Raw genomic sequence first — 16,928 nt, 5'->3', positions numbered from 1 at the left:
AATTGCGGCCGGCCGGCTCCTGTCAGGTACGTCGCCATCGGTTCCCCCCGAGGTCGGAATGGTTCCTCTACCTCATAGATGTCGCGAGCGGCCGGAAAAGTTGCTTCGGATCGCCGACTTCGGTTCCGGTTGCCCGCACGGGCAGCGTCAGCCGTGCCGGATCGCCTGCAGGATCAGGGTGTTTCGCGCGTTCTGCCCGGCCGGGACGGTGGTGTGCCGGCCGTCGCGCAGATCCGCGTGCAGCCGCTGGGGATGGGCTGCGAGGAATTCGGCCCAGTGCACGATCCGCAGGTTCGGGTGCTGCAGCGCCGCCTGTTCGAGTTGCAGGTCGATCCAGGCGCTGTTGCGCTGGTCGGCGACCTGGACCGCGGCGGGCTCGTCGGTCCGGGAGACCTGGACGTCGACCCAGTACACCGTCCGGTCCGGCCCGGCGATCCGGAGTGCGCGCTCGACCTGGGCCGCGAAGGCGGGCGGGTCGAAGATGTCGTTGGACCCGACCGCCATCACGATCCGCCGCGGCAGACCGTACTCACGGGCCCAGACCGCCATCGCGTCGACGGCGGCGGAGGTCGGCTGGCCGGCCCAGCTGTATTGCGCGAACGACGTGTGCAGCTGCTGTCCGAGGAGCCGGCCGAGAGCGCCGCCGTCCTGGACGGCGATGCTGTCGCCGAAGAGCACCACGCCGTTGTTCTTGACCGTCTCGCGCACCGCTGCACTGTCCGAGATGACGTGGTTGTCTCCCTGCCAGGACCCGAGCGTGCCCGATCCGTAGCTTCCGGGGTCGACGGCCGGTGGTGCCGCCTTCGCGTGTGCGGCCGGCGCCTCGAGATGCAGCAGGGTCAGGAGGAACGCGGTCAGGACCACGATCAGAAAGGCCGAGACCGACCAGCGCTTGATGGACATGCCCACCTCCTCGCAATCCTTCACGCGGAGCCGGGCTGCGAGGTTTACCGGCTGTGGAGCGCGTCCGCGATCAGTTCGTTGCGGGCCGCGCCGCCGGCCGGCCGGCTGGTGTGCACGCCGTCGCGCAGGTACTCGGCCGGGCGGTCCGGCTGGGACATCAGGAAGCCCGACCAGTCGATGATCCGCAGGTTCGGGTGCCGGAGCGCCGCGTCCTGCAGCTGCTGGTTGATCCAGGTGCTGTTGGCGAGGTCGGCGTCGCGGATGGCGTCGGGCTGCTTGGTGCGGGCCACATACACGTCCACCCAGTACACGGTCCGGTCCGGGCCGGCGATCCGGAGCGCGCGCTCGACCTGGGCGGCGAACGCGGGCGGGTCGAAGATGTCGTTCGTCCCGACCGCCATCACGATCCGCCGCGGCAGACCGTAGTCGCGCGACCACTCCGCGAGCGCGTCGACGGCCGCGGACGCCGGCTGCCCGGACCAGTCGTGGATCGCGATCGACTCGCCGGTGCGATCCGTCAGCAGCCGCTCGAGTGCGGCGCTGTCCTGGACGGCGATGCTGTCGCCGAACATGAAGATCCCGTCGAACGCGAGCACGTCGCGGATCTCGTCCTCGGGAGAGATCCGGCGGGCCAGGCCGTCCCACGGGCCGAGCGTCCCCGACCCCCAGCGCCCGGGGCCCTTGGACGGCACGCTGTACGAACCGCCGACCGTGCTGTCGGCGCTCGTCGACCGCGGCTCGAGGACGACGAGCACCGCGCCGAGCAGGGCCAGTACGAGCAGCGTCACTCCGATCGCGGCGACCGACTCCAGAAACTTCCGCAGCACGGACACCCGCTCGTGCCTCGGCCGCTGTCGTATGTCGTCCACCACCGCGACGCCCCCCAGCCTCCGTCGTCTCCTCACACTGACATGACGCGGCGACCCCCGCATTCGCTGCATGCTCCTACCCCCCATGTGTTCGGAGCGAACCCCCCGGTTCCCAGACCAGCATCTCCGAAGAGCCGGATCGTGGGTAGGTTTTCGGTCATGCCGGAAGCCGATCTCCTCCGCGACCTCGAGCGCACCCGCCTGTCGCACCTGGTCGCCCGCCGGATCCCGGAGGCCGACGCGATCCACGCGCCGGACTTCGAGCCGATCACCGACATCGACGTGATGGTCGACGGCGCGGTCGCGGTCCTGCGCTACCAATCGGCGATCGAGATCGGCGTCAACGGCCGTGAACCCGGTCCGCTCAACGCCTGGCACCTCGACTGCTACCGGCGTACGACGGCCGGCTGGCAGATCCGCTGGTCCCAGGCGACGGCGCTGACCTGATGTACCGGCCGGCAGGAATGTTCCGGCGGACGCCGGAGGAGCGGGCCGACCAGGAGGTGTCCTGGCGGCGGACGGACCAGGCGTTCTTCGCCGCGGGCGCGTGTCACATCCTCGCGTGGGAGTTCGTCGCGCGGAACCCGGCGTACGGCGTGTGCGCGGTCTGGAAGGCGGGCGAAGAGAACCCGTCCCACGTGATCGCGACCGACGGGACGTGGGCGTTCGATCACGACGGGTGGACGTTGCAGGACGAGCTGCTCGCGGCGACCGCGGCGTACGAGCCGGACGCGGCCTGGGAACTCGTCCCGGTCACGTCCGATCTCGCCACCTTCTGTGCGCAGAACTACCACCGGCCGCCGGAGCTGTACCACGAGGATCCGCGGCCCCGCGCCCGCGCGTACCTGGACCGCTTCCCGCCCCGGCCGCCGGGCTGATCAGCCGGCCCGTTCCGCCTCGCTGCGCTCTACGCAGAACTCGTTGCCTTCGAGGTCCTTCATCGTGACCCAGCCGCGGCCGTCGGGGACCCGGTGGTCCTCGTGGACGGTGCCGCCGAGGGACAGGATGCGCTCGACCTCCTCGTCCCGCGTCCGCTCGGTCGGGGCCCAGTCGAAGTGCACCCGGTTCTTCACCGTCTTCCCCTCCGGGACCGCGATGAACAGCAGCCCGGGCACCGGTGCCGGCGCCTGCACCAGCACCTCGGTGTCGCCCGGCTCGTCCCCGTCCGCCACCGGCCAGCCGGTCACGGTACTCCAGAACTGCGCCAGCTCGTACGGGTTGCCGGCATCGATCGTGACATGTCGCAACATCATGGCCAGACCTTAACCGGACGGCGGGTTTCCAAGGGTCGCGAACTGTCCGTGGCCGGGTCTACTGTGCGGAGAATGAGGGCCGGGCCAGAAGGGCCGGCCGAGATGGGGGAAGGACAATCCGATGGCATCCCGGCTCAATCCGTACATCCAGTTCGACGGCGACGCCCGCGCCGCGATGGAGTTCTACCAGAGCGTCTTCGGCGGTGACCTGTCCGCGAACACCTTCAAGGAGTTCGGCGCCGGTCACGGTCCGGAGGACGACGAGAAGCTGATGCACAGCCAGCTCGAGACCCCGAGCGGGTTCACGCTGATGGCGTCCGACACGCCGCAGGGCATGCCGTACAACCCCGGCCAGAACATCGCGATCAGCCTCAGCGGCGAGGGCGACGAGCTGCGTGGGTACTGGGAGAAGCTGTCCGCCGGTGACAGCAAGGTGACGGTCCCGCTCGAGAAGCAGATGTGGGGCGACGAGTTCGGCATGGTCACCGACCGGTTCGGCATCAACTGGATGGTGAACATCGCCGCCGCGGGCTGAGGCTCGGCCTCCCCGGGGAAATCCGGTGTCCCCGGGGAGGCCTCGCGGCTACCTTGGGCCGGTATGGGACTCAACGACGTGCTCTACGACCCCATCCGGCACAACAACTGGGCGACGGGCAGTCTGATCGACTTCTGTCGCGCGCAGAACCTGACCGCCGATCAGCTCCAGATCACCGGCGTCGGCACGTACGGCGGCATTCTCGCGACGCTCGACCACATCGTGCGCTGCGACGGCAGCTACCTGCGCCGGATCGCGGACCGGCCGCTCGACTTCGTCGACAGCGAACCGGCCGCCGACCTGGAGACGCTCGCCCGCTGGAACGCCGAGGCCGGCGATCTCTGGGAGTACTTCCTGACCCAGCCGTTCGACGTCGAGCGCGTGATCATCGTCGACGACAACACCCGCGGCACGCGGGCCGGCATCTTCGTCGCGCAGGCGATCAACCATGCCAACCACCACCGCGAGCAGGTCTGCGCCATCCTCACCGGCCTCGGCATCGAGCCGCCGGACATCCAGGCCTGGGAGTACGCCTGGACCAGCCGGCGGATCTGGGACCTGGACGAGACGCGGGTCTAGCCGGCCGCGACGGCCGACATCAGGCCCGGCTCGTAGGAGCCGCCGAGCTGGTTGAGTGTTACGGCGAGCCGGTTGGTCGCGTTGATCATCGCGATCAGCGTGACGAGCGCGATCAGTTGGTCCTCGGCGTAGTACTTGCTCGCCCTGGCCCAGGTCTCGTCCGAGACGCCTCCGGGGAGTTCGGACAGTCGCGTCGCCTCCTCGGTGAGCGCCAGCGCGGCCTGCTCCTCCTCGGTGAAGACGGTCGAGTGCCGCCAGCCCGCGACGAGGTTCAGCCGGGTCGCGGTCTCGCCCTCGGCCGCGGCCTCCTTGGCGTGCATGTCGATGCAGTTTCCACAGCCGTTGATCTGACTGGCCCGGAGCATCACCAGGTTCTGGGTGGTGTGCGACAGGCCGGTCTGCTGCAGCAGGGTGTGTACGGCGAACAGCCGCTTCGCCAGCTTGCCGCCGAGTTCGTTCTGCATCAGGTCGATACGGGGTTCCATCGTTCGTCGTCCTCACTCATGGGATCTACTGGATGAACACGAGATGCCGCCGGCCCGGCCCCCGTGACGGTCCGCCGACGTGACGAGCGCCATACGGACGCAGCTGTCACAGGATCCGGCCGGGCGGCATCTGGTGGGTGTCATCCGTGCGTACGAGGGAGTCAGCCCATGACCGGTACCGACCGGGCCACCGAGGCCTTCGTTGCTCATCGCAACCTCTTGTTCACCGTCGCCTACGAGCTCCTCGGTTCCGCCGCGGACGCCGAGGACGTGCTGCAGGAGACGTGGCTGCGGTGGGTCGGTGTGGACCTCGACACGGTGCTGGACCAGCGCGCGTACCTGGTCCGGATCGCCAGCCGCCAGGCCCTGCAACGCCTGCGCACGCTCGGCCGCCGCAAGGAGTCGTACGTCGGACCGTGGCTGCCGGAACCGCTGCTCACCGCGCCCGACGTCGCCGAGGACGTCGAGCTCGCCGACAGCGTCTCGATGGCGATGCTGCTGGTCCTGGAGACCCTCAAACCGACCGAACGCGCGGTCTTCGTCCTCCGCGAGGTGTTCGGCCTCGACTACGACGAGATCGCGAAAGCCGTCGACAAGACCCCTGAGGCCGTCCGCCAGATCGCGCACCGGGCCCGCTCCCACGTCGCCGCCCGCCGCCCGCGAGGTGTCGTGTCGGCCGACCAGACCCGCGACGCCATCGACGCGTTCCAGCGCGCTGTGAACACCGGTGACCTGCAGGGCCTCGTCGACATCCTGGCGCCCGACGTCGTCTTCCTCGGCGACGGCGGCGGCGTCGTCCAGGCGCTCCCGCGCCCGGTCGTCGGCGCGGAGAAGGTGGCCCGCCTGCTTGCCCTGGCCGTGGAACGCCTGGCCGAAGGCTCGCTGGAGACAACGCAGATCAACGGGCAGCCGGCGCTCGTCCTGCGCTTCACCGACGAAGTCGACACCGTCACCGTCCTGCACGTCGAGGACGGCAAGATCGCCGGCCTCTACGCCGTCCGCAACCCTGCCAAGCTGTCCCACCTCACCGACGAGACGTTCCTGACCCGCTAACTGACGTCGGGGCGGGTCATGAGCGGTGCGGTGACATGCACCGCCAGGCTGGGGCCGGTCAGCGGAACGACGTTCCAGGCCGCGACCGCCGTACCGGCCTCGACAACCAGGCGGACCCGGTGCGGAGTGGTGATGACATAAATGTCGGCGACGAACCTGTCGTCCTGCCAGGCGCCGGTTGCGACGATCGGGCGGCCGAGGGGTGAACTCTCCCGCCACTCGCCGTGGCCGACCGCGATCTCGACCGCGTCCCCGAGGCGTACGAGCCAACCGCCGTCAAGCGGCTCGACGAGCACCGCGGTGCCGTCGGTCAGCGGTGAGTCGGCTGCGGAGCCGTCGGCCTTCGCCTCGACGGGATGCCCGGGTCCGGCCGAGCCCGTGACCGGCGGGAGGGACAGCTGTTGGAGGCGCTCGGCGAGGAGCTCGTCGTCCTTGGCGGTTCCCGGATCGTCGAGGCCCGGGAACAGGCACTCCCAGAACAGGCCCGGCAGCGCGTCGGTTGGGTCGACGGCGCCGGTCGCGGCGATCACCAGATCGTGTTCCGGGACCACCACGCAGTACTGGCCGTAGGAGCCGTGACCGTGGTAGCCGTGGCGCGAGATCCAGAACTGGTAGCCGTACCCGCGGAGGAAATCGGGGTTCTGTGACCAGTTCGGGAGCGGCAGGGTCTCGATGTGCCGGCTGGTCGCGAGTTCCACCCAGTCGCGCGGGACGAGCTGACGGTCACCCCAGCGGCCGCCGCGCAGGAGCAATTCGCCGAACGCGGCGACGGCCTCGGTCGTGAGGTGCAGCCCGTGGAATCCGAACGCGGCGCCGCTCGCCACCCGGTCCCACTCGGCGTGGTCGATCCCCATCGGCGTGAACAGCCGGTCGTCGAGCAGCCCCGGGAGGTCGCGGCCCGTGACCTTCTCCACCATTCGGGCGAGGACGTACGTGGTCGAGTTGTCGTACACGTGCCGGGTGCCCTCGGGGTCCGGGAACGGTGTCCTGAGGAACCCCTTCACCAGATCGTCAGGCTCCAGCTGCCACGCCTCGGTCAGGCTGTCCTCACGGTTCCCGACCGCCATCGACAGCAGATGGTGGACCGTGAGGCGGCGCGCCCGCTCCGAGATACCGTCCGGAACACGGTCGGGCAGTACGTCGACCACCCGATCGTCCAGCGACAGCAGTCCGTCACTGATCGCGAGTCCCACGGCGATGGACGTGAACGACTTGGTCAGCGAGTAGAGCAGATGCGGGCGCTCGGCGGAGTACGGCGCCCACCAGCCCTCGGCGACGACGTGCCCGCGGTGCACGACCATGATCGAGTGGCACTCGACGGCGCGCTCCTCGAGCCGATCCAGCAGCAGACCGACCGCCCGAGCCGACATCCCCGACCCCCGCGGCGACGACCGCGGCAACAGCTGACCATGAGCAGACACCCAGGCACCTTAAGCCGAACGGGGGACGCTTGGCGCGTGACTTCTGGCGAGAGCAGCGACCACCAACTCTCGCGGGTCCTGATTCACAGGTGGGCGGATTCGGGGACGGGGGTCAGCGGGGTGCCCTTGGAGAAGTACGTGAGGAGGTTTTGCACGACCAGGTCGGCCATCGCGTTCCGGGTGGGGATGGTCGCGGAGCCTACGTGGGGGAGGAGGACCGCGTTGGGGAGCGTGAGGAGGTCGGGGTGGACCTTGGGCTCGTGCTCGAAGACGTCCAGGCCGGCGGCGTGGATGGTGTTGGTGCGGAGGGCGTCGACGAGGGCCTGCTCGTCGACCACGGTGCCGCGGGCGACGTTGATCACGATGCCTTCGGGCCCGAGCGCCTCGAGTACGTCGGCATTCACCAGGTGGCGGGTGCTGTCGCCGCCGGGGATGACGATCATCAGGATGTCGACGGCGGCGGCCATGTCGACGAGCGAAGGGTAGTACTCGTACGGGACGTCCTTGGCGTTGCGGTTGTGGTAGGCAACGGTGATGCCGAACGGCTGCACGCGGTCGGCGATCGCCTGCCCGATCCGGCCGAGGCCGAGGATCCCCATCCGGCGGCCGTGCATTGTTGCGCGGGTCAACGGGTACGGGCGGCCGTCGGCCCACCGGCCGTCGCGCAGGTACCGCTCGGCCTGCCCGAGCTCGCGCACCGTCATCAGCAGCAGCCCGAGGGCGGTGTCGGCGACCTCGTCGTCCAGGACGCCCGGCGTGTTCGTGACGACGACGCCGCGCTCGGCGGCCGCCGCGGCGTCGATCCGGTCGTACCCGACGCCGAAGCTCGCCACCAGTCGTACGGCGGGAAGCCGGTCGAGCCACGGCCCGTCGATCGCCGTACCGCCGGTGGCGACGGCGACGATCTCGTCGCGGCGGGCCGCGAGGACGGCGTCCGGGTCGCTCTCCTCCCACAGCCGGATCAGCTCGCACTGACCCTCCAACCCGGCGGCGACGGCGTCGTTCATCGGTCCTGGCATCAGCACGACTGGTAGTCCCATGGCCTCATCCTTGTCGACGCCCGCGACCGGTGCCAGGAACCGGACCAGCATCTGAACGGAACCCGAAGTTCGGGCCCGGACCCTGTTGCCCCGGCGTCCCGAGCGGCGACCATCGGGACAGGAGGCCATCATGATCATCGACTGCGCTTACTACCGGGACGGACGCCGCCAGCACGTCGAGGCGATGTCGGTCGCGGACGCCGCCGCGGCCTGCCGGGCCGGCGGCTTCGTCTGGCTGGGCATGCACGAGCCCAGCACCGAGGAACTGACCGAGGTCCGGGACAGTTTCGGCCTGCACGAGCTGGCCGTCGAGGATGCGCAAACGTTCCATCTCCGCCCCAAGGTCGAGCCGTACGAGGGCGACATCCGGCTCGTCATCCTGCGCACCGCCCGATACGACGACGAGCGCGAGGAGGTCGACTTCGGCGAGGTCAGCGTCTTCGTCGGGCCGTCGTTCGTGATCACGGTCCGCCAGGGCGTGGCCAGCGACCTGCACGGCGCGCGGATCCGCCTCGAGCAACGGCCCGAACTGCTGGAGTGCGGCACCAGTTCGGTGCTCTGGGCGATCCTCGACCAGGTCGTCGACGGGTACGGTCCGGTGGTCGCGGAGCTGGAGCGCGACATCGAGGAGGTCGAGCGGACCGTGTTCGCGGGTTCCGTCGCGCCCACGGAGCGGATCTACTTCCTGCGCCGCGAGGTGACCGACTTCTACCGCGCCGTGCACCCGCTGATCGCGGTGCTCGCCACGTTGGAGCGCGACGCCCGTTCCACCCCGCTCCTGCCGTATTTCCGGGACGTGCACGACCACCTGGTGCTGGTGAACGAGGAGGTCGCCGCCCAGCGTGACCTGCTGGCCACGGTCCTGGAGGCGAACATGGCGGTGATCGGCGTCGAGCAGACCAAGGTCAGCGTCCGGCAGAACGCGACGATCGAGCAGCTGACCATCTTGGCGACGGTCTTCCTGCCGCTGACCTTCGTCACCGGCTTCTTCGGCCAGAACTTCGGCTGGCTGGTCGACCGCATCGGAGCCGAGTGGGACTTCCTGGTGCTGGGGATCGGCGGGCTGCTCGTCCCGTGCATCGCGCTGGCGATCTGGTTCCGCCGTCAACGCGCAGCCCGACGGCAAGCTGCCTGACCTCGGGTAGCGGCCATCTCCCGGCCGCTACCCAGCGGATGCTGGGCGTATGACCACCACAGCAACCTTCCACGCGTACTTCGGCTACCGCGACGCCGTCACCGCACTCCGCTGGCTGGAGAAGGCGTTCGGCTTCGAGACCTCGATGGAGGTCCCGGACGGCAAGGGCGGGATCATGCACGCCGAGATGCGGTACGGCGGTGTCGCGTTCACGCTCTTCACCGACGAGCAGGGGTACGACCGGCCGACGCGCAAGGGGGAGACCGTCGGCCACGGGATGTACGTCGCGTTCGACACCCAGGCCGAAGTCGACGCGATGTTCGCCCAGGCGACCGCTGCCGGAGCGGACGTGGTGTGGAAGCCCGAGCTGACCGAGTGGGGCAACTACCGCTTCCGCGTCGCCGACCCCGAAGGCTGCGAGTGGACCTTCGGGACGCACCGTCCCGGCCGGTAGCGCAGTTGGCACTGGACCTAGGAGGACCAGCCGCCGAGGTTCAGGTCGGCGACGACGACCGGCTGACCGGAGGCCAGTGACTGGTTGGCGGCGATCCCGACCGCGACCGCGCGCACACCGTCGTGGACGTCGGCCGCCCGCCCCAGCGGATCGTTGCCCGGGCCAACGAAGAGGTCGTTGTAGATCAACTTGTCGCCGCCGCCGTGGCCGCCTTCACCACGGGGGATCTCGACCTCGACCGCGGTGGCCCAGTGCTTCTGCAGCACCAGCCGTTCACCGTTCGTCCGCACCTCACCGGCGATCACGCGACCGGAGGGGTAGCTCGGGTCGATCTGGTCGTCGACGACGGCCGCCCGCTCGACGACCTCCAGCTCCGCGCGCCCCAGCGTGCCGTTCACCGACACCCGGTACCCCTCCCACGGCGAGTGCGCGTTCAGCGAGTAGCTCAGCCGCGCGCCGTTCGCGTACTCCGCGATCACCGACATGTTGTCCTCGATCGTGATCCCCGGACCGAACACGTCCTGGTCGCGCAGATACCCGTCGTACTTCTCGGCCTCGTAGTACAGCTGCCGGTTCGTGTCGTCGGTGCGCAGGTCGAGCAGCCACGGGTCGTTGGCCGAGCCATCGATCGTGCCGCGCTCCGGGCGCTCGCCGAGCCCGCGAGCCGCCGCGTTGTCGGAGCCGTAGAAGGCCAGCCCGCCGGACGCGAACACCCGCTTGGGCGACGAGGCGATCCACCAGTTCACCAGGTCGAAGTGGTGGGATGCCTTGTGGATCAGCAGGCCGCCGGAGTTCTTCTTCTCGCGGTGCCAGCGCCGGAAGTAGTCCGCGCCGTGCCGGGTGTCGAGCACCCACTGGAACTCGACACTCGTCACCTCGCCGATCTCGCCGTCCTGGATCAGCTGCCGCAGCGCGCTGTTCCGCGGCGAGTACCGGTAGTTGAACGTGACGACCACGGACTTGCCGGACTCGTTCATCGCGTCGACGATCTGCCGGGTGCCGTCGGCGTCGATGGTCAGCGGCTTCTCGACGATCACGTCGGCGCCGGCGCGCAGCAGCCGCGACACGACCGCGGCGTGCGTGTAGTCGGGACTTGTCACCACCACGCGGTCGACGGACTGCTCCTTGACCATCTGCTCCAGGTCGTCGGCGCCGTACTGCGGGAGCTCGCTGCCGCCGAGCTCCGCGACGAAGCGCTGGTGGAACGCCAGCCGGCCCGGGTTCGGGTCGAGCAGGGCGACCAGCTCCGCCTCCTCGGGGTGGTCCTGGAGGATCGCGCGGATGTACGACTGCGCGCGCGAACCGGTCCCGGCGACTGCATACCGTCTGGCCACGGTGAACTCCTTCTACTCGTGTAGACACTGACGCTAGCAATCGCTTTCCACAGCGGTCAACCGTCGTACCATCGCTTCATGCCCAAGGACCCGGTGACTCGCAACGACGTGGCGGAGTACGCCGGGGTCAGCACGGCCGTCGTCAGCTACGTCGTGAACGAGGGTCCGCGGAAGGTCGCGCCGGAGACCCGTGAGCGGGTGCTCGACGCGATCCGCGCGCTCGGGTACCGGCCGAACGCGACCGCCCGGGCGCTGCGGATGGGGACGACGCGGACGTTCGGCCTGATCACGCCGGACGGCGGCAACCCGTTGTTCGCCGAGCTCGCGAAGGCGATCGATCGGGAGGCGGCGGCTCGCGGGTACGTCGTCCTGCAGACCAGCGCCGACGGCGATCCCCTGACCGAGCGGGCGAAGATCGCGGAACTGCTGGCCCGCCAGGTCAGCGGGTTGCTGCTGGTCGCGCCGACCGCGGATCCGTCGCTGGACGACGTCGAGGTCCCGGTGATCGCGATCAACCGGGTGCTGCCGACGGTCAGCTCGGTGCGCCCGGCGTACCGCGAGGGCGCGCGGCTCGGTGTCGAGCACCTGATCTCCCACGGTCATCGCAGGATCGGCCTGGTGATCGGCGGCGCCGGCCATCCCGAGCGCGAGCTGGGCTGGCGCGACGCGCTCGAAGCCGCCGGGCTCGCCGAGGGACCGATCGCGCGTGCGACGTTCTCGCGCGAGGGTGGCTACCGGGCCGCGCAGACGCTGCTGGAATCGCAGTCCACGGCGATCTTCGCCAGCTCCGACCTGCAGGCCATCGGCGTACTGCGGGCGCTCCACGAGGCGGGCGTCGACGTGCCCGGCGACGTTGCGGTGGCGGCGTTCGACGGGACACCCGAGACCGAGTACACCTGGCCGCCGCTCACCGTCGTACGCCAGCCCGTCGAACAACTCGCCCGCGAGGCCGTCCGCCGGCTGATCGAGGGTGAGGAATCGACCGAGGCCCTCACCGTCCCCACAGAACTCATCCTGCGGAGATCCTGCGGCTGCTAGAGCGTTCCGATGTCCTCGAAGATCAGAGCGGTGCGGGTGGCGAGGACTTCGGGGATCGCCTGGAGTTTCTCGAGGACCAGGCGGCGGAGGCCTTCGTTGTCGGCCGCGCGGACCAGCAGGATCGCGTCGAAGTCACCGCCGACCAGGGCCATGTGCTTGATCTCCGGGATCGCCTGGAGCTGCTTGCGCAGCGTCCGCCAGGAGCTCTGACGGAGACTCAGAGTGACGTACGCCGACGTGGCGAGGCCGAGTCTGAGCGGGTCGACGGTGACCGTGAAACCGGTGATCACGCCGGTGTTCGTGAGCCGCTCGACGCGGGCGTACGCGTTCGCGCGGGAGATGTGCACCTCGTCGGCAAGAGCCCGGATCGAGAGCCGTCCGTCGCGTCCGAGGGCCTCGACGATCTGCCGATCGATCTCGTCGAGCGCCGGGGCGACGACAATCTGTCCAGGACCGGCCCGGTGGACCATCACCTCGTCGGACATTCTGTGACCCCAATCTGCCTTCGCGCACCAAACGTCTCGCGATTCTCCCAGCTCTGGCTCAACTTGGCCAGGAGGGACGACGATGTGGCTACCGTCCGTCTCCTGCTGGAGGGTTACGTGAGCGAGCGAAGCGAGTTCACCATCAAACACAGTCCACTTCGCGCCTCATCGGCGCCCGGAGCGAAGCGAGGACGTCGATGAGCTTCGTCGAGGAGCAGTTGCTCCCCTCCGCGGAACCCGTCTGTCTGATCGATCAGTACGGCGTACCGCACGACCACCCGTCGTACCGGCTGCCCTCCAAAGAGGCGCTGCTCGACGGCTACACACAGTTGATCAAGGGCCGCCGGTTCAACGACCAGGCCAGTGCGCTCGTCCGCCAGGGCCGGCTCGCGGTCTACCCGTCGTCGTTCGGCCAGGAGGCTTGTCAGCTCGCCGCCACGATGGTGCTGCGCGAGGGGGACTGGCTGTTTCCGACGTACCGCGACTCGGTGTCGATCATGAGCCGCGGCGTCGACCCGATCGAGACGCTGACGCTGCTCCGCGGCGACTGGCACTCGGGCTACGACCCGTACGAGCACAAGGTCGCGCCGCAGGCGACGCCGCTCGCGACCCAGCTCCCGCACGCGGTCGGGGTCGCGCACGCGGCCCGGCTGAAGGGCGAGGACACGGTCGTGATGGCGCTCGTCGGCGACGGCGGCACGAGTGAGGGCGACTTCCACGAGGCGCTGAACTTCGCGGCGGTGTTCCAGGCGCCGGTGGTGTTCTTCATCCAGAACAACGAGTACGCGATCTCCGTCCCGCTCGCACGGCAGAGCGCCGCGCCGTCGCTCGCGCACAAGGGCATCGGGTACGGCATCCCGGGCGAACGGGCCGACGGCAACGATCTCGCCGGGCTGCTGGCCGTCCTCGGACAGGCCGTGGAGAAGGCCCGCGCCGGCGAGGGCCCGCAGCTCATCGAGGCACACACCTACCGGGTCCAGGCGCACACCAACGCCGACGACGCGACCCGGTACCGCGAGGACGCGGAGGTCGCCCCGTGGCTGCAGCGCGACCCGATCGAGCGGCTGACGACGTACCTCGAGCAGCAGGGCTGGCTGGACGACGACGTGAAGCAGCGCGCCGAGGCCGGTGCGGTCGAGGTGGCCGCGCAGTTGCGCGACGGGCTGATGCCGGAGCCGTCGGTCGACCCCGCCGACCTGTTCGCCCACCTGTACGCCGAGGAGACGCAGCAGCTGCGCGAGCAGGCCGCGTTCCTCCGCGACGAACTCGCCCGTGAGGAGGCCTGATGACGCACACGAAGATCTCGATGGCGCAGGCGCTCAACCAGGCCCTGCGCGACGCGATGACCGCCGACGAGACCGTGGTGATGTTCGGTGAGGACGTCGGCGCGCTCGGCGGCGTCTTCCGGATCACCGACGGGCTGACCGCGGAGTTCGGCGAGCAGCGGTGCTTCGACACCCCGCTGGCCGAGGCCGGCATCGTCGGGATGGCGGTCGGGATGGCGATGAACGGCCTACGCCCGGTCGTCGAGATGCAGTTCGACGCGTTCGGGTACCCGGCGTTCGAGCAGATCGTGTCGCACGTCGCCAAGATGCGGAACCGGACCCGCGGCCGGGTCACGCTGCCGATGGTGATCCGGATCCCGTACGGCGGCGGCATCGGCGGGGTCGAGCACCACAGCGACTCGTCGGAGAGCTACTTCGCGCACACCCCCGGGCTGACCGTCGTGACCCCGGCGACGGTCGCGGACGCGTACGCGTTGTTGCGTAAGGCAATCGAGTTCCCGGACCCGGTCGTGTTCATGGAGCCGAAGAAGCTGTACTGGGCCAAGGAGGAGGTTGACCTCACCGAGTCGCAGCCCGGGATCGGCGAGGCCGTCGTACGGCGGGACGGCGCGGACGCGACGCTGATCGCGTACGGTCCCGCGGTGCCGGTCGCGCTGGAGGCCGCCGAGGTCGCCGCGGCCGAGGGGCGACAGCTGTCCGTGGTGGATGTGCGGTCGCTGGCGCCGTTCGACGACGAGACGGTGTGCGCGGCGGTCCGGCGTACCGGACGGGCTGTCGTCGTGGCCGAGGCGAGCGGCTTCGCGAGCGTGTCGTCGGAGATCGTTGCCCGGGTCACCGAGAAGTGCTTCCACTCGCTGGCCGCGCCGGTGCGGCGAGTGACCGCGTTCGACATCCCGTTCCCGCCGCCGAAGCTGGAGAAGCACCAGCTCCCGAGCGTGGACCGGATCCTCGACGCGGTCGACGACCTGCAGTGGGAGGATTCGTGAACACGTTCCTGCTCCCCGACCTCGGCGAGGGCCTGACCGAGGCGGAGATCGTGCGCTGGCTGGTAAAGGTCGGTGACGTGGTCGCCGTCGACACCCCGATCGCGGAGGTCGAGACGGCGAAGTCGATCGTCGAGCTGCCGTCGCCGTACGCCGGGGTGATCGAGGAGCTGCACGGCGAACCCGGCACCACGGTCCCGGTCGGGAAACCGCTCATCACGGTCGGCGACCCGGACGGCGCGGCGTACCGGCAGGAGGAGCGCGCCGGGTCCGGCAACGTCCTGGTCGGCTACGGCACGGTGGACGCCGCGACCTCCGGCCGGCGGCGGAAACCGCGGGTTTCCGGAACTGCATCGGCTGCGCGGAACGTTCCGGAAAACAAGGTTCCGTTGGTCATTTCCCCGCTGGTGCGCCGGTTTGCGCGGGACGCGGAGGTGGATCTTCGCGAGCTGACCGGGTCCGGCGAGGGCGGTCTGATCGTCCGGCGGGATGTCGAGCACGCGATCGCCGCGCGGGTCGCGGCAACGCAGGAGCCGGTCGCCGCACCGAGGCCGGCCGTGTCGGAGCCGGTGGTTCCGCGGACCGGGCTGCCGGAGTTGCGGCGGGTTCCGATGAGCGGTTTCCGCAAGGCGGTCGTCGCGACGCTGAGCCGGAGCCGGGCGGAGGTTCCCGAGGCGACCACCTGGGTCGACGTGGACGCGACCGCACTGGTCGAGCTCCGGGAATCGTTGCGATCGGCAACGGACCCGGGCCCGGGGCTGCTCGCGCTGATGGCCCGCTTCGTGGTCGCCGGCCTGCTCAAGTACCCGGAGCTGAACGGGTTCGTCGACACCGAGCGCGAGGAACTCGTGCAGTACGACGGGGTGAACCTCGGCCTCGCCGCGCAGACGGACCGCGGCCTCGTCGTCCCGGCCGTCGCGGGCGCGCACGCACTGACGACGCGCGGTCTGGATGCGGAGATCCGCCGCCTGACCGAGTCGGCGCGGGACGGGCGGCTGACCCAGCAGGAGCTGACCTGCGGGACGTTCACCCTGAACAACTACGGCAGCTTCGGTGTCGACGGCAGCGCCGCGATCATCAACCACCCGCAGGTCGCGATCCTCGGCGTCGGCCGGATCATCGACCGGCCGTGGGTGGTCGACGGTGAGCTCGCGATCCGCAAGCTCACGCAGTTGTCGCTCGTGTTCGACCACCGCGTCTGCGACGGCGGGACCGCGGCCGCCTTCCTGCGCTTCGTCGCCGACGCCTTCGAGAACCCCGCGTCGGCGTTCGCTGATCTCTAGGAAATCTGCCGCGGGCGAAGGCCGACCAGGATGACCCGCAGCCCGGAGGCGAATCGCGCCTCCGGGCCGGCGTGGCTCTCACGGTCCAGGTACGCCGTGAGGTGTTCCGCGTCGACTCCCATCCGGCCGGCCGATTCGGACGCCCAGCGCGATCCGTTCAGCCCACTGCGCCGTACCACCGAGAGCCAGGCGGCGTCGGTGACGGCCGAGCCGATCAGGTACTGAAAGACGGCCGAGACCGCCGCGACCAGGTGCGTGCCGCGGAAGCCCGCCGACCTGAGGATCGTGTGCAGGCGCTCGGTCAGCCCTTGATAGTTCGGCCCGAGCCCGGCGTGCGAGGCCAGCAGTTGGCACGCCCACGGATGCTCCGACAACGCCTGATAAGCCGCTCGGACAACGCTCGTCACCTGGTCTCGCCAGTCACCCTCGTCCCGCGCTTCGAGCGCGGGCGCGAAGACCTCGTCGACCACGAGCTCGAGCAGGTCGTTCTTGGTGGCGATCCGCCAGTACAACGCCGAGGTCGCGGCGGTGCCGAGCTCGGCCGCCATCATCCGCATCGAGAACGCGTTCAGGCCTTCGCGGTCGAGCAGCTTGATCGCGGTCAGGACGATGTCCTCCCGGCTCAGCGGCGCCTTGGTCGGCGACGGCTCCTCCCGCAGCCAGACCGATCCGAGCACCGTTTTCCGATCCGCTTCGCGCGCCACCCGCCGGAGCATAGTTAATACAGCGTCTCAGGAGCTAAAACAGCGTGTTAGTAGCGAACAGCAACTACTCTCGGTCGAGGCCGGGGAC

20 protein-coding genes are annotated in these 16,928 nt (G+C 69.8%); 11 read left to right on the top strand and 9 right to left on the bottom strand.

The genetic code is table 11. The annotated features are described in order from the left end of the window. Positions 1-147: 147 nt before the first annotated feature. Positions 148-903, bottom strand: a complete 756-nt coding sequence (locus tag AB0L64_RS36120) for a hypothetical protein (protein ID WP_363717489.1) — start codon at positions 901-903, stop codon at positions 148-150. A 44-nt stretch (positions 904-947) separates the two neighbouring features. Then, positions 948-1,736, bottom strand: coding sequence for a hypothetical protein (locus AB0L64_RS36115; RefSeq protein WP_363717488.1), 789 nt, complete (start codon positions 1,734-1,736; stop codon positions 948-950). Positions 1,737-1,931: 195 nt separating this feature from the next. On the opposite strand from AB0L64_RS36115, the gene AB0L64_RS36110 reads away from it, so the two are divergent. Together AB0L64_RS36110 and AB0L64_RS36105 are read left to right on the top strand one after the other, a co-directional pair. Beyond that, positions 1,932-2,219, top strand: coding sequence for a hypothetical protein (locus AB0L64_RS36110; RefSeq protein ID WP_363717487.1), 288 nt, complete (start codon positions 1,932-1,934; stop codon positions 2,217-2,219). Further along, entirely contained in the window at positions 2,219-2,650 is a 432-nt protein-coding gene (locus AB0L64_RS36105) for a hypothetical protein (RefSeq protein ID WP_363717486.1), read from the top strand. Before AB0L64_RS36110 ends, AB0L64_RS36105 begins: the two co-directional genes overlap by 1 nt. Here AB0L64_RS36105 and AB0L64_RS36100 read toward each other — a convergent pair whose 3' ends face one another. Continuing rightward, positions 2,651-3,025, bottom strand: coding sequence for a VOC family protein (locus AB0L64_RS36100; protein WP_359931546.1), 375 nt, complete (start codon positions 3,023-3,025; stop codon positions 2,651-2,653). A 121-nt stretch (positions 3,026-3,146) separates the two neighbouring features. Between AB0L64_RS36100 and AB0L64_RS36095 the strand changes: the two genes are divergently transcribed. Then, a complete protein-coding gene (locus AB0L64_RS36095) occupies positions 3,147-3,560 on the top strand; it encodes a VOC family protein (protein WP_363717485.1) in 414 nt (137 codons plus the stop codon). Positions 3,561-3,623: 63 nt separating this feature from the next. Further along, positions 3,624-4,139: a DinB family protein gene (locus AB0L64_RS36090; protein ID WP_363717484.1), complete on the top strand. Its 516-nt coding sequence runs from the start codon at positions 3,624-3,626 to the stop codon at positions 4,137-4,139. Here the strand turns inward: AB0L64_RS36090 and AB0L64_RS36085 are convergent. Next, the gene (locus AB0L64_RS36085; RefSeq protein ID WP_363717483.1) at positions 4,136-4,624 is read right to left on the bottom strand and encodes a carboxymuconolactone decarboxylase family protein; all 489 of its coding nucleotides are present in this window, start codon (positions 4,622-4,624) and stop codon (positions 4,136-4,138) included. The genes AB0L64_RS36090 and AB0L64_RS36085 overlap by 4 nt on opposite strands. A gap of 168 nt (positions 4,625-4,792) precedes the next feature. Between AB0L64_RS36085 and AB0L64_RS36080 the strand changes: the two genes are divergently transcribed. Then, complete coding sequence (locus tag AB0L64_RS36080; RefSeq protein ID WP_363717482.1) at positions 4,793-5,677, top strand: RNA polymerase sigma-70 factor; 885 nt, start codon at positions 4,793-4,795, stop codon at positions 5,675-5,677. On the opposite strand, the gene AB0L64_RS36075 is transcribed toward AB0L64_RS36080, so the two are convergent. After that, positions 5,674-7,098, bottom strand: a complete 1,425-nt coding sequence (locus AB0L64_RS36075) for a serine hydrolase (protein WP_363717481.1) — start codon at positions 7,096-7,098, stop codon at positions 5,674-5,676. The two genes, AB0L64_RS36080 and AB0L64_RS36075, sit on opposite strands and share 4 nt — an antisense overlap. A gap of 83 nt (positions 7,099-7,181) precedes the next feature. Further along, entirely contained in the window at positions 7,182-8,138 is a 957-nt protein-coding gene (locus tag AB0L64_RS36070) for a 2-hydroxyacid dehydrogenase (protein WP_359931566.1), read from the bottom strand. 130 nt (positions 8,139-8,268) lie between these two features. On the opposite strand from AB0L64_RS36070, the gene AB0L64_RS36065 reads away from it, so the two are divergent. Together AB0L64_RS36065 and AB0L64_RS36060 are read left to right on the top strand one after the other, a co-directional pair. Next, on the top strand, positions 8,269-9,273 hold the full coding sequence (locus AB0L64_RS36065) for a magnesium and cobalt transport protein CorA (protein WP_363717480.1): 1,005 nt from the start codon (positions 8,269-8,271) through the stop codon (positions 9,271-9,273). A gap of 49 nt (positions 9,274-9,322) precedes the next feature. Continuing rightward, entirely contained in the window at positions 9,323-9,727 is a 405-nt protein-coding gene (locus AB0L64_RS36060; protein ID WP_363717479.1) for a VOC family protein, read from the top strand. Positions 9,728-9,744: 17 nt separating this feature from the next. Here the strand turns inward: AB0L64_RS36060 and AB0L64_RS36055 are convergent, their stop codons facing one another. Further along, on the bottom strand, positions 9,745-11,061 hold the full coding sequence (locus AB0L64_RS36055; protein ID WP_363717478.1) for a Gfo/Idh/MocA family oxidoreductase: 1,317 nt from the start codon (positions 11,059-11,061) through the stop codon (positions 9,745-9,747). Positions 11,062-11,139: 78 nt separating this feature from the next. Here AB0L64_RS36055 and AB0L64_RS36050 point away from each other — a divergent pair, with 78 nt between their 5' ends. Next, positions 11,140-12,099 carry a LacI family DNA-binding transcriptional regulator gene (locus AB0L64_RS36050; RefSeq protein WP_363717477.1) on the top strand — a complete coding sequence of 320 codons (960 nt, stop codon included), beginning with the start codon at positions 11,140-11,142 and terminating at the stop codon, positions 12,097-12,099. Here the strand turns inward: AB0L64_RS36050 and AB0L64_RS36045 are convergent. Then, complete coding sequence (locus AB0L64_RS36045) at positions 12,096-12,584, bottom strand: Lrp/AsnC family transcriptional regulator (RefSeq protein ID WP_363717476.1); 489 nt, start codon at positions 12,582-12,584, stop codon at positions 12,096-12,098. The genes AB0L64_RS36050 and AB0L64_RS36045 overlap by 4 nt on opposite strands. A gap of 197 nt (positions 12,585-12,781) precedes the next feature. Here AB0L64_RS36045 and AB0L64_RS36040 point away from each other — a divergent pair, with 197 nt between their 5' ends. The 3 genes from AB0L64_RS36040 to AB0L64_RS36030 are packed head-to-tail and all read left to right on the top strand — an operon-like array spanning position 12,782 to position 16,136. Next, complete coding sequence (locus tag AB0L64_RS36040; protein WP_363717475.1) at positions 12,782-13,870, top strand: thiamine pyrophosphate-dependent dehydrogenase E1 component subunit alpha; 1,089 nt, start codon at positions 12,782-12,784, stop codon at positions 13,868-13,870. Then, complete coding sequence (locus tag AB0L64_RS36035; protein WP_363717474.1) at positions 13,870-14,856, top strand: alpha-ketoacid dehydrogenase subunit beta; 987 nt, start codon at positions 13,870-13,872, stop codon at positions 14,854-14,856. The genes AB0L64_RS36040 and AB0L64_RS36035 overlap by 1 nt, the downstream gene beginning before the upstream one ends. Continuing rightward, the gene (locus tag AB0L64_RS36030; RefSeq protein WP_363717473.1) at positions 14,853-16,136 is read left to right on the top strand and encodes a dihydrolipoamide acetyltransferase family protein; all 1,284 of its coding nucleotides are present in this window, start codon (positions 14,853-14,855) and stop codon (positions 16,134-16,136) included. The genes AB0L64_RS36035 and AB0L64_RS36030 overlap by 4 nt, the downstream gene beginning before the upstream one ends. On the opposite strand, the gene AB0L64_RS36025 is transcribed toward AB0L64_RS36030, so the two are convergent. Next, entirely contained in the window at positions 16,133-16,840 is a 708-nt protein-coding gene (locus AB0L64_RS36025; protein ID WP_363717472.1) for a TetR/AcrR family transcriptional regulator C-terminal domain-containing protein, read from the bottom strand. The two genes, AB0L64_RS36030 and AB0L64_RS36025, sit on opposite strands and share 4 nt — an antisense overlap. Positions 16,841-16,928 lie beyond the last annotated feature (88 nt).

Origin of the sequence: Kribbella sp. NPDC051936 (genome assembly GCF_040680955.1) — a bacterium.
Lineage (GTDB): Bacteria > Actinomycetota > Actinomycetes > Propionibacteriales > Kribbellaceae > Kribbella.
Note: the sequence above shows the minus strand (reverse complement) of the source record. Positions and strands in the feature narration are given on the sequence as shown.

Excerpts from the sequence above, each read along its gene's own strand:
- AB0L64_RS36060 (WP_363717479.1), top strand. The coding sequence starts at position 9,323 with ATGACCACCACAGCAACCTTCCACGCGTACTTCGGCTACCGCGACGCC.
- AB0L64_RS36095 (WP_363717485.1), top strand. The coding sequence starts at position 3,147 with ATGGCATCCCGGCTCAATCCGTACATCCAGTTCGACGGCGACGCCCGC.
- AB0L64_RS36100 (WP_359931546.1), bottom strand. The coding sequence starts at position 3,025 with ATGATGTTGCGACATGTCACGATCGATGCCGGCAACCCGTACGAGCTG.
- AB0L64_RS36040 (WP_363717475.1), top strand. The coding sequence starts at position 12,782 with ATGAGCTTCGTCGAGGAGCAGTTGCTCCCCTCCGCGGAACCCGTCTGT.
- AB0L64_RS36045 (WP_363717476.1), bottom strand. The coding sequence starts at position 12,584 with ATGTCCGACGAGGTGATGGTCCACCGGGCCGGTCCTGGACAGATTGTC.
- AB0L64_RS36105 (WP_363717486.1), top strand. The coding sequence starts at position 2,219 with ATGTACCGGCCGGCAGGAATGTTCCGGCGGACGCCGGAGGAGCGGGCC.
- AB0L64_RS36035 (WP_363717474.1), top strand. The coding sequence starts at position 13,870 with ATGACGCACACGAAGATCTCGATGGCGCAGGCGCTCAACCAGGCCCTG.
- AB0L64_RS36085 (WP_363717483.1), bottom strand. The coding sequence starts at position 4,624 with ATGGAACCCCGTATCGACCTGATGCAGAACGAACTCGGCGGCAAGCTG.
- AB0L64_RS36120 (WP_363717489.1), bottom strand. The coding sequence starts at position 903 with ATGTCCATCAAGCGCTGGTCGGTCTCGGCCTTTCTGATCGTGGTCCTG.
- AB0L64_RS36070 (WP_359931566.1), bottom strand. The coding sequence starts at position 8,138 with ATGGGACTACCAGTCGTGCTGATGCCAGGACCGATGAACGACGCCGTC.
- AB0L64_RS36050 (WP_363717477.1), top strand. The coding sequence starts at position 11,140 with ATGCCCAAGGACCCGGTGACTCGCAACGACGTGGCGGAGTACGCCGGG.
- AB0L64_RS36065 (WP_363717480.1), top strand. The coding sequence starts at position 8,269 with ATGATCATCGACTGCGCTTACTACCGGGACGGACGCCGCCAGCACGTC.
- AB0L64_RS36110 (WP_363717487.1), top strand. The coding sequence starts at position 1,932 with ATGCCGGAAGCCGATCTCCTCCGCGACCTCGAGCGCACCCGCCTGTCG.
- AB0L64_RS36090 (WP_363717484.1), top strand. The coding sequence starts at position 3,624 with ATGGGACTCAACGACGTGCTCTACGACCCCATCCGGCACAACAACTGG.
- AB0L64_RS36080 (WP_363717482.1), top strand. The coding sequence starts at position 4,793 with ATGACCGGTACCGACCGGGCCACCGAGGCCTTCGTTGCTCATCGCAAC.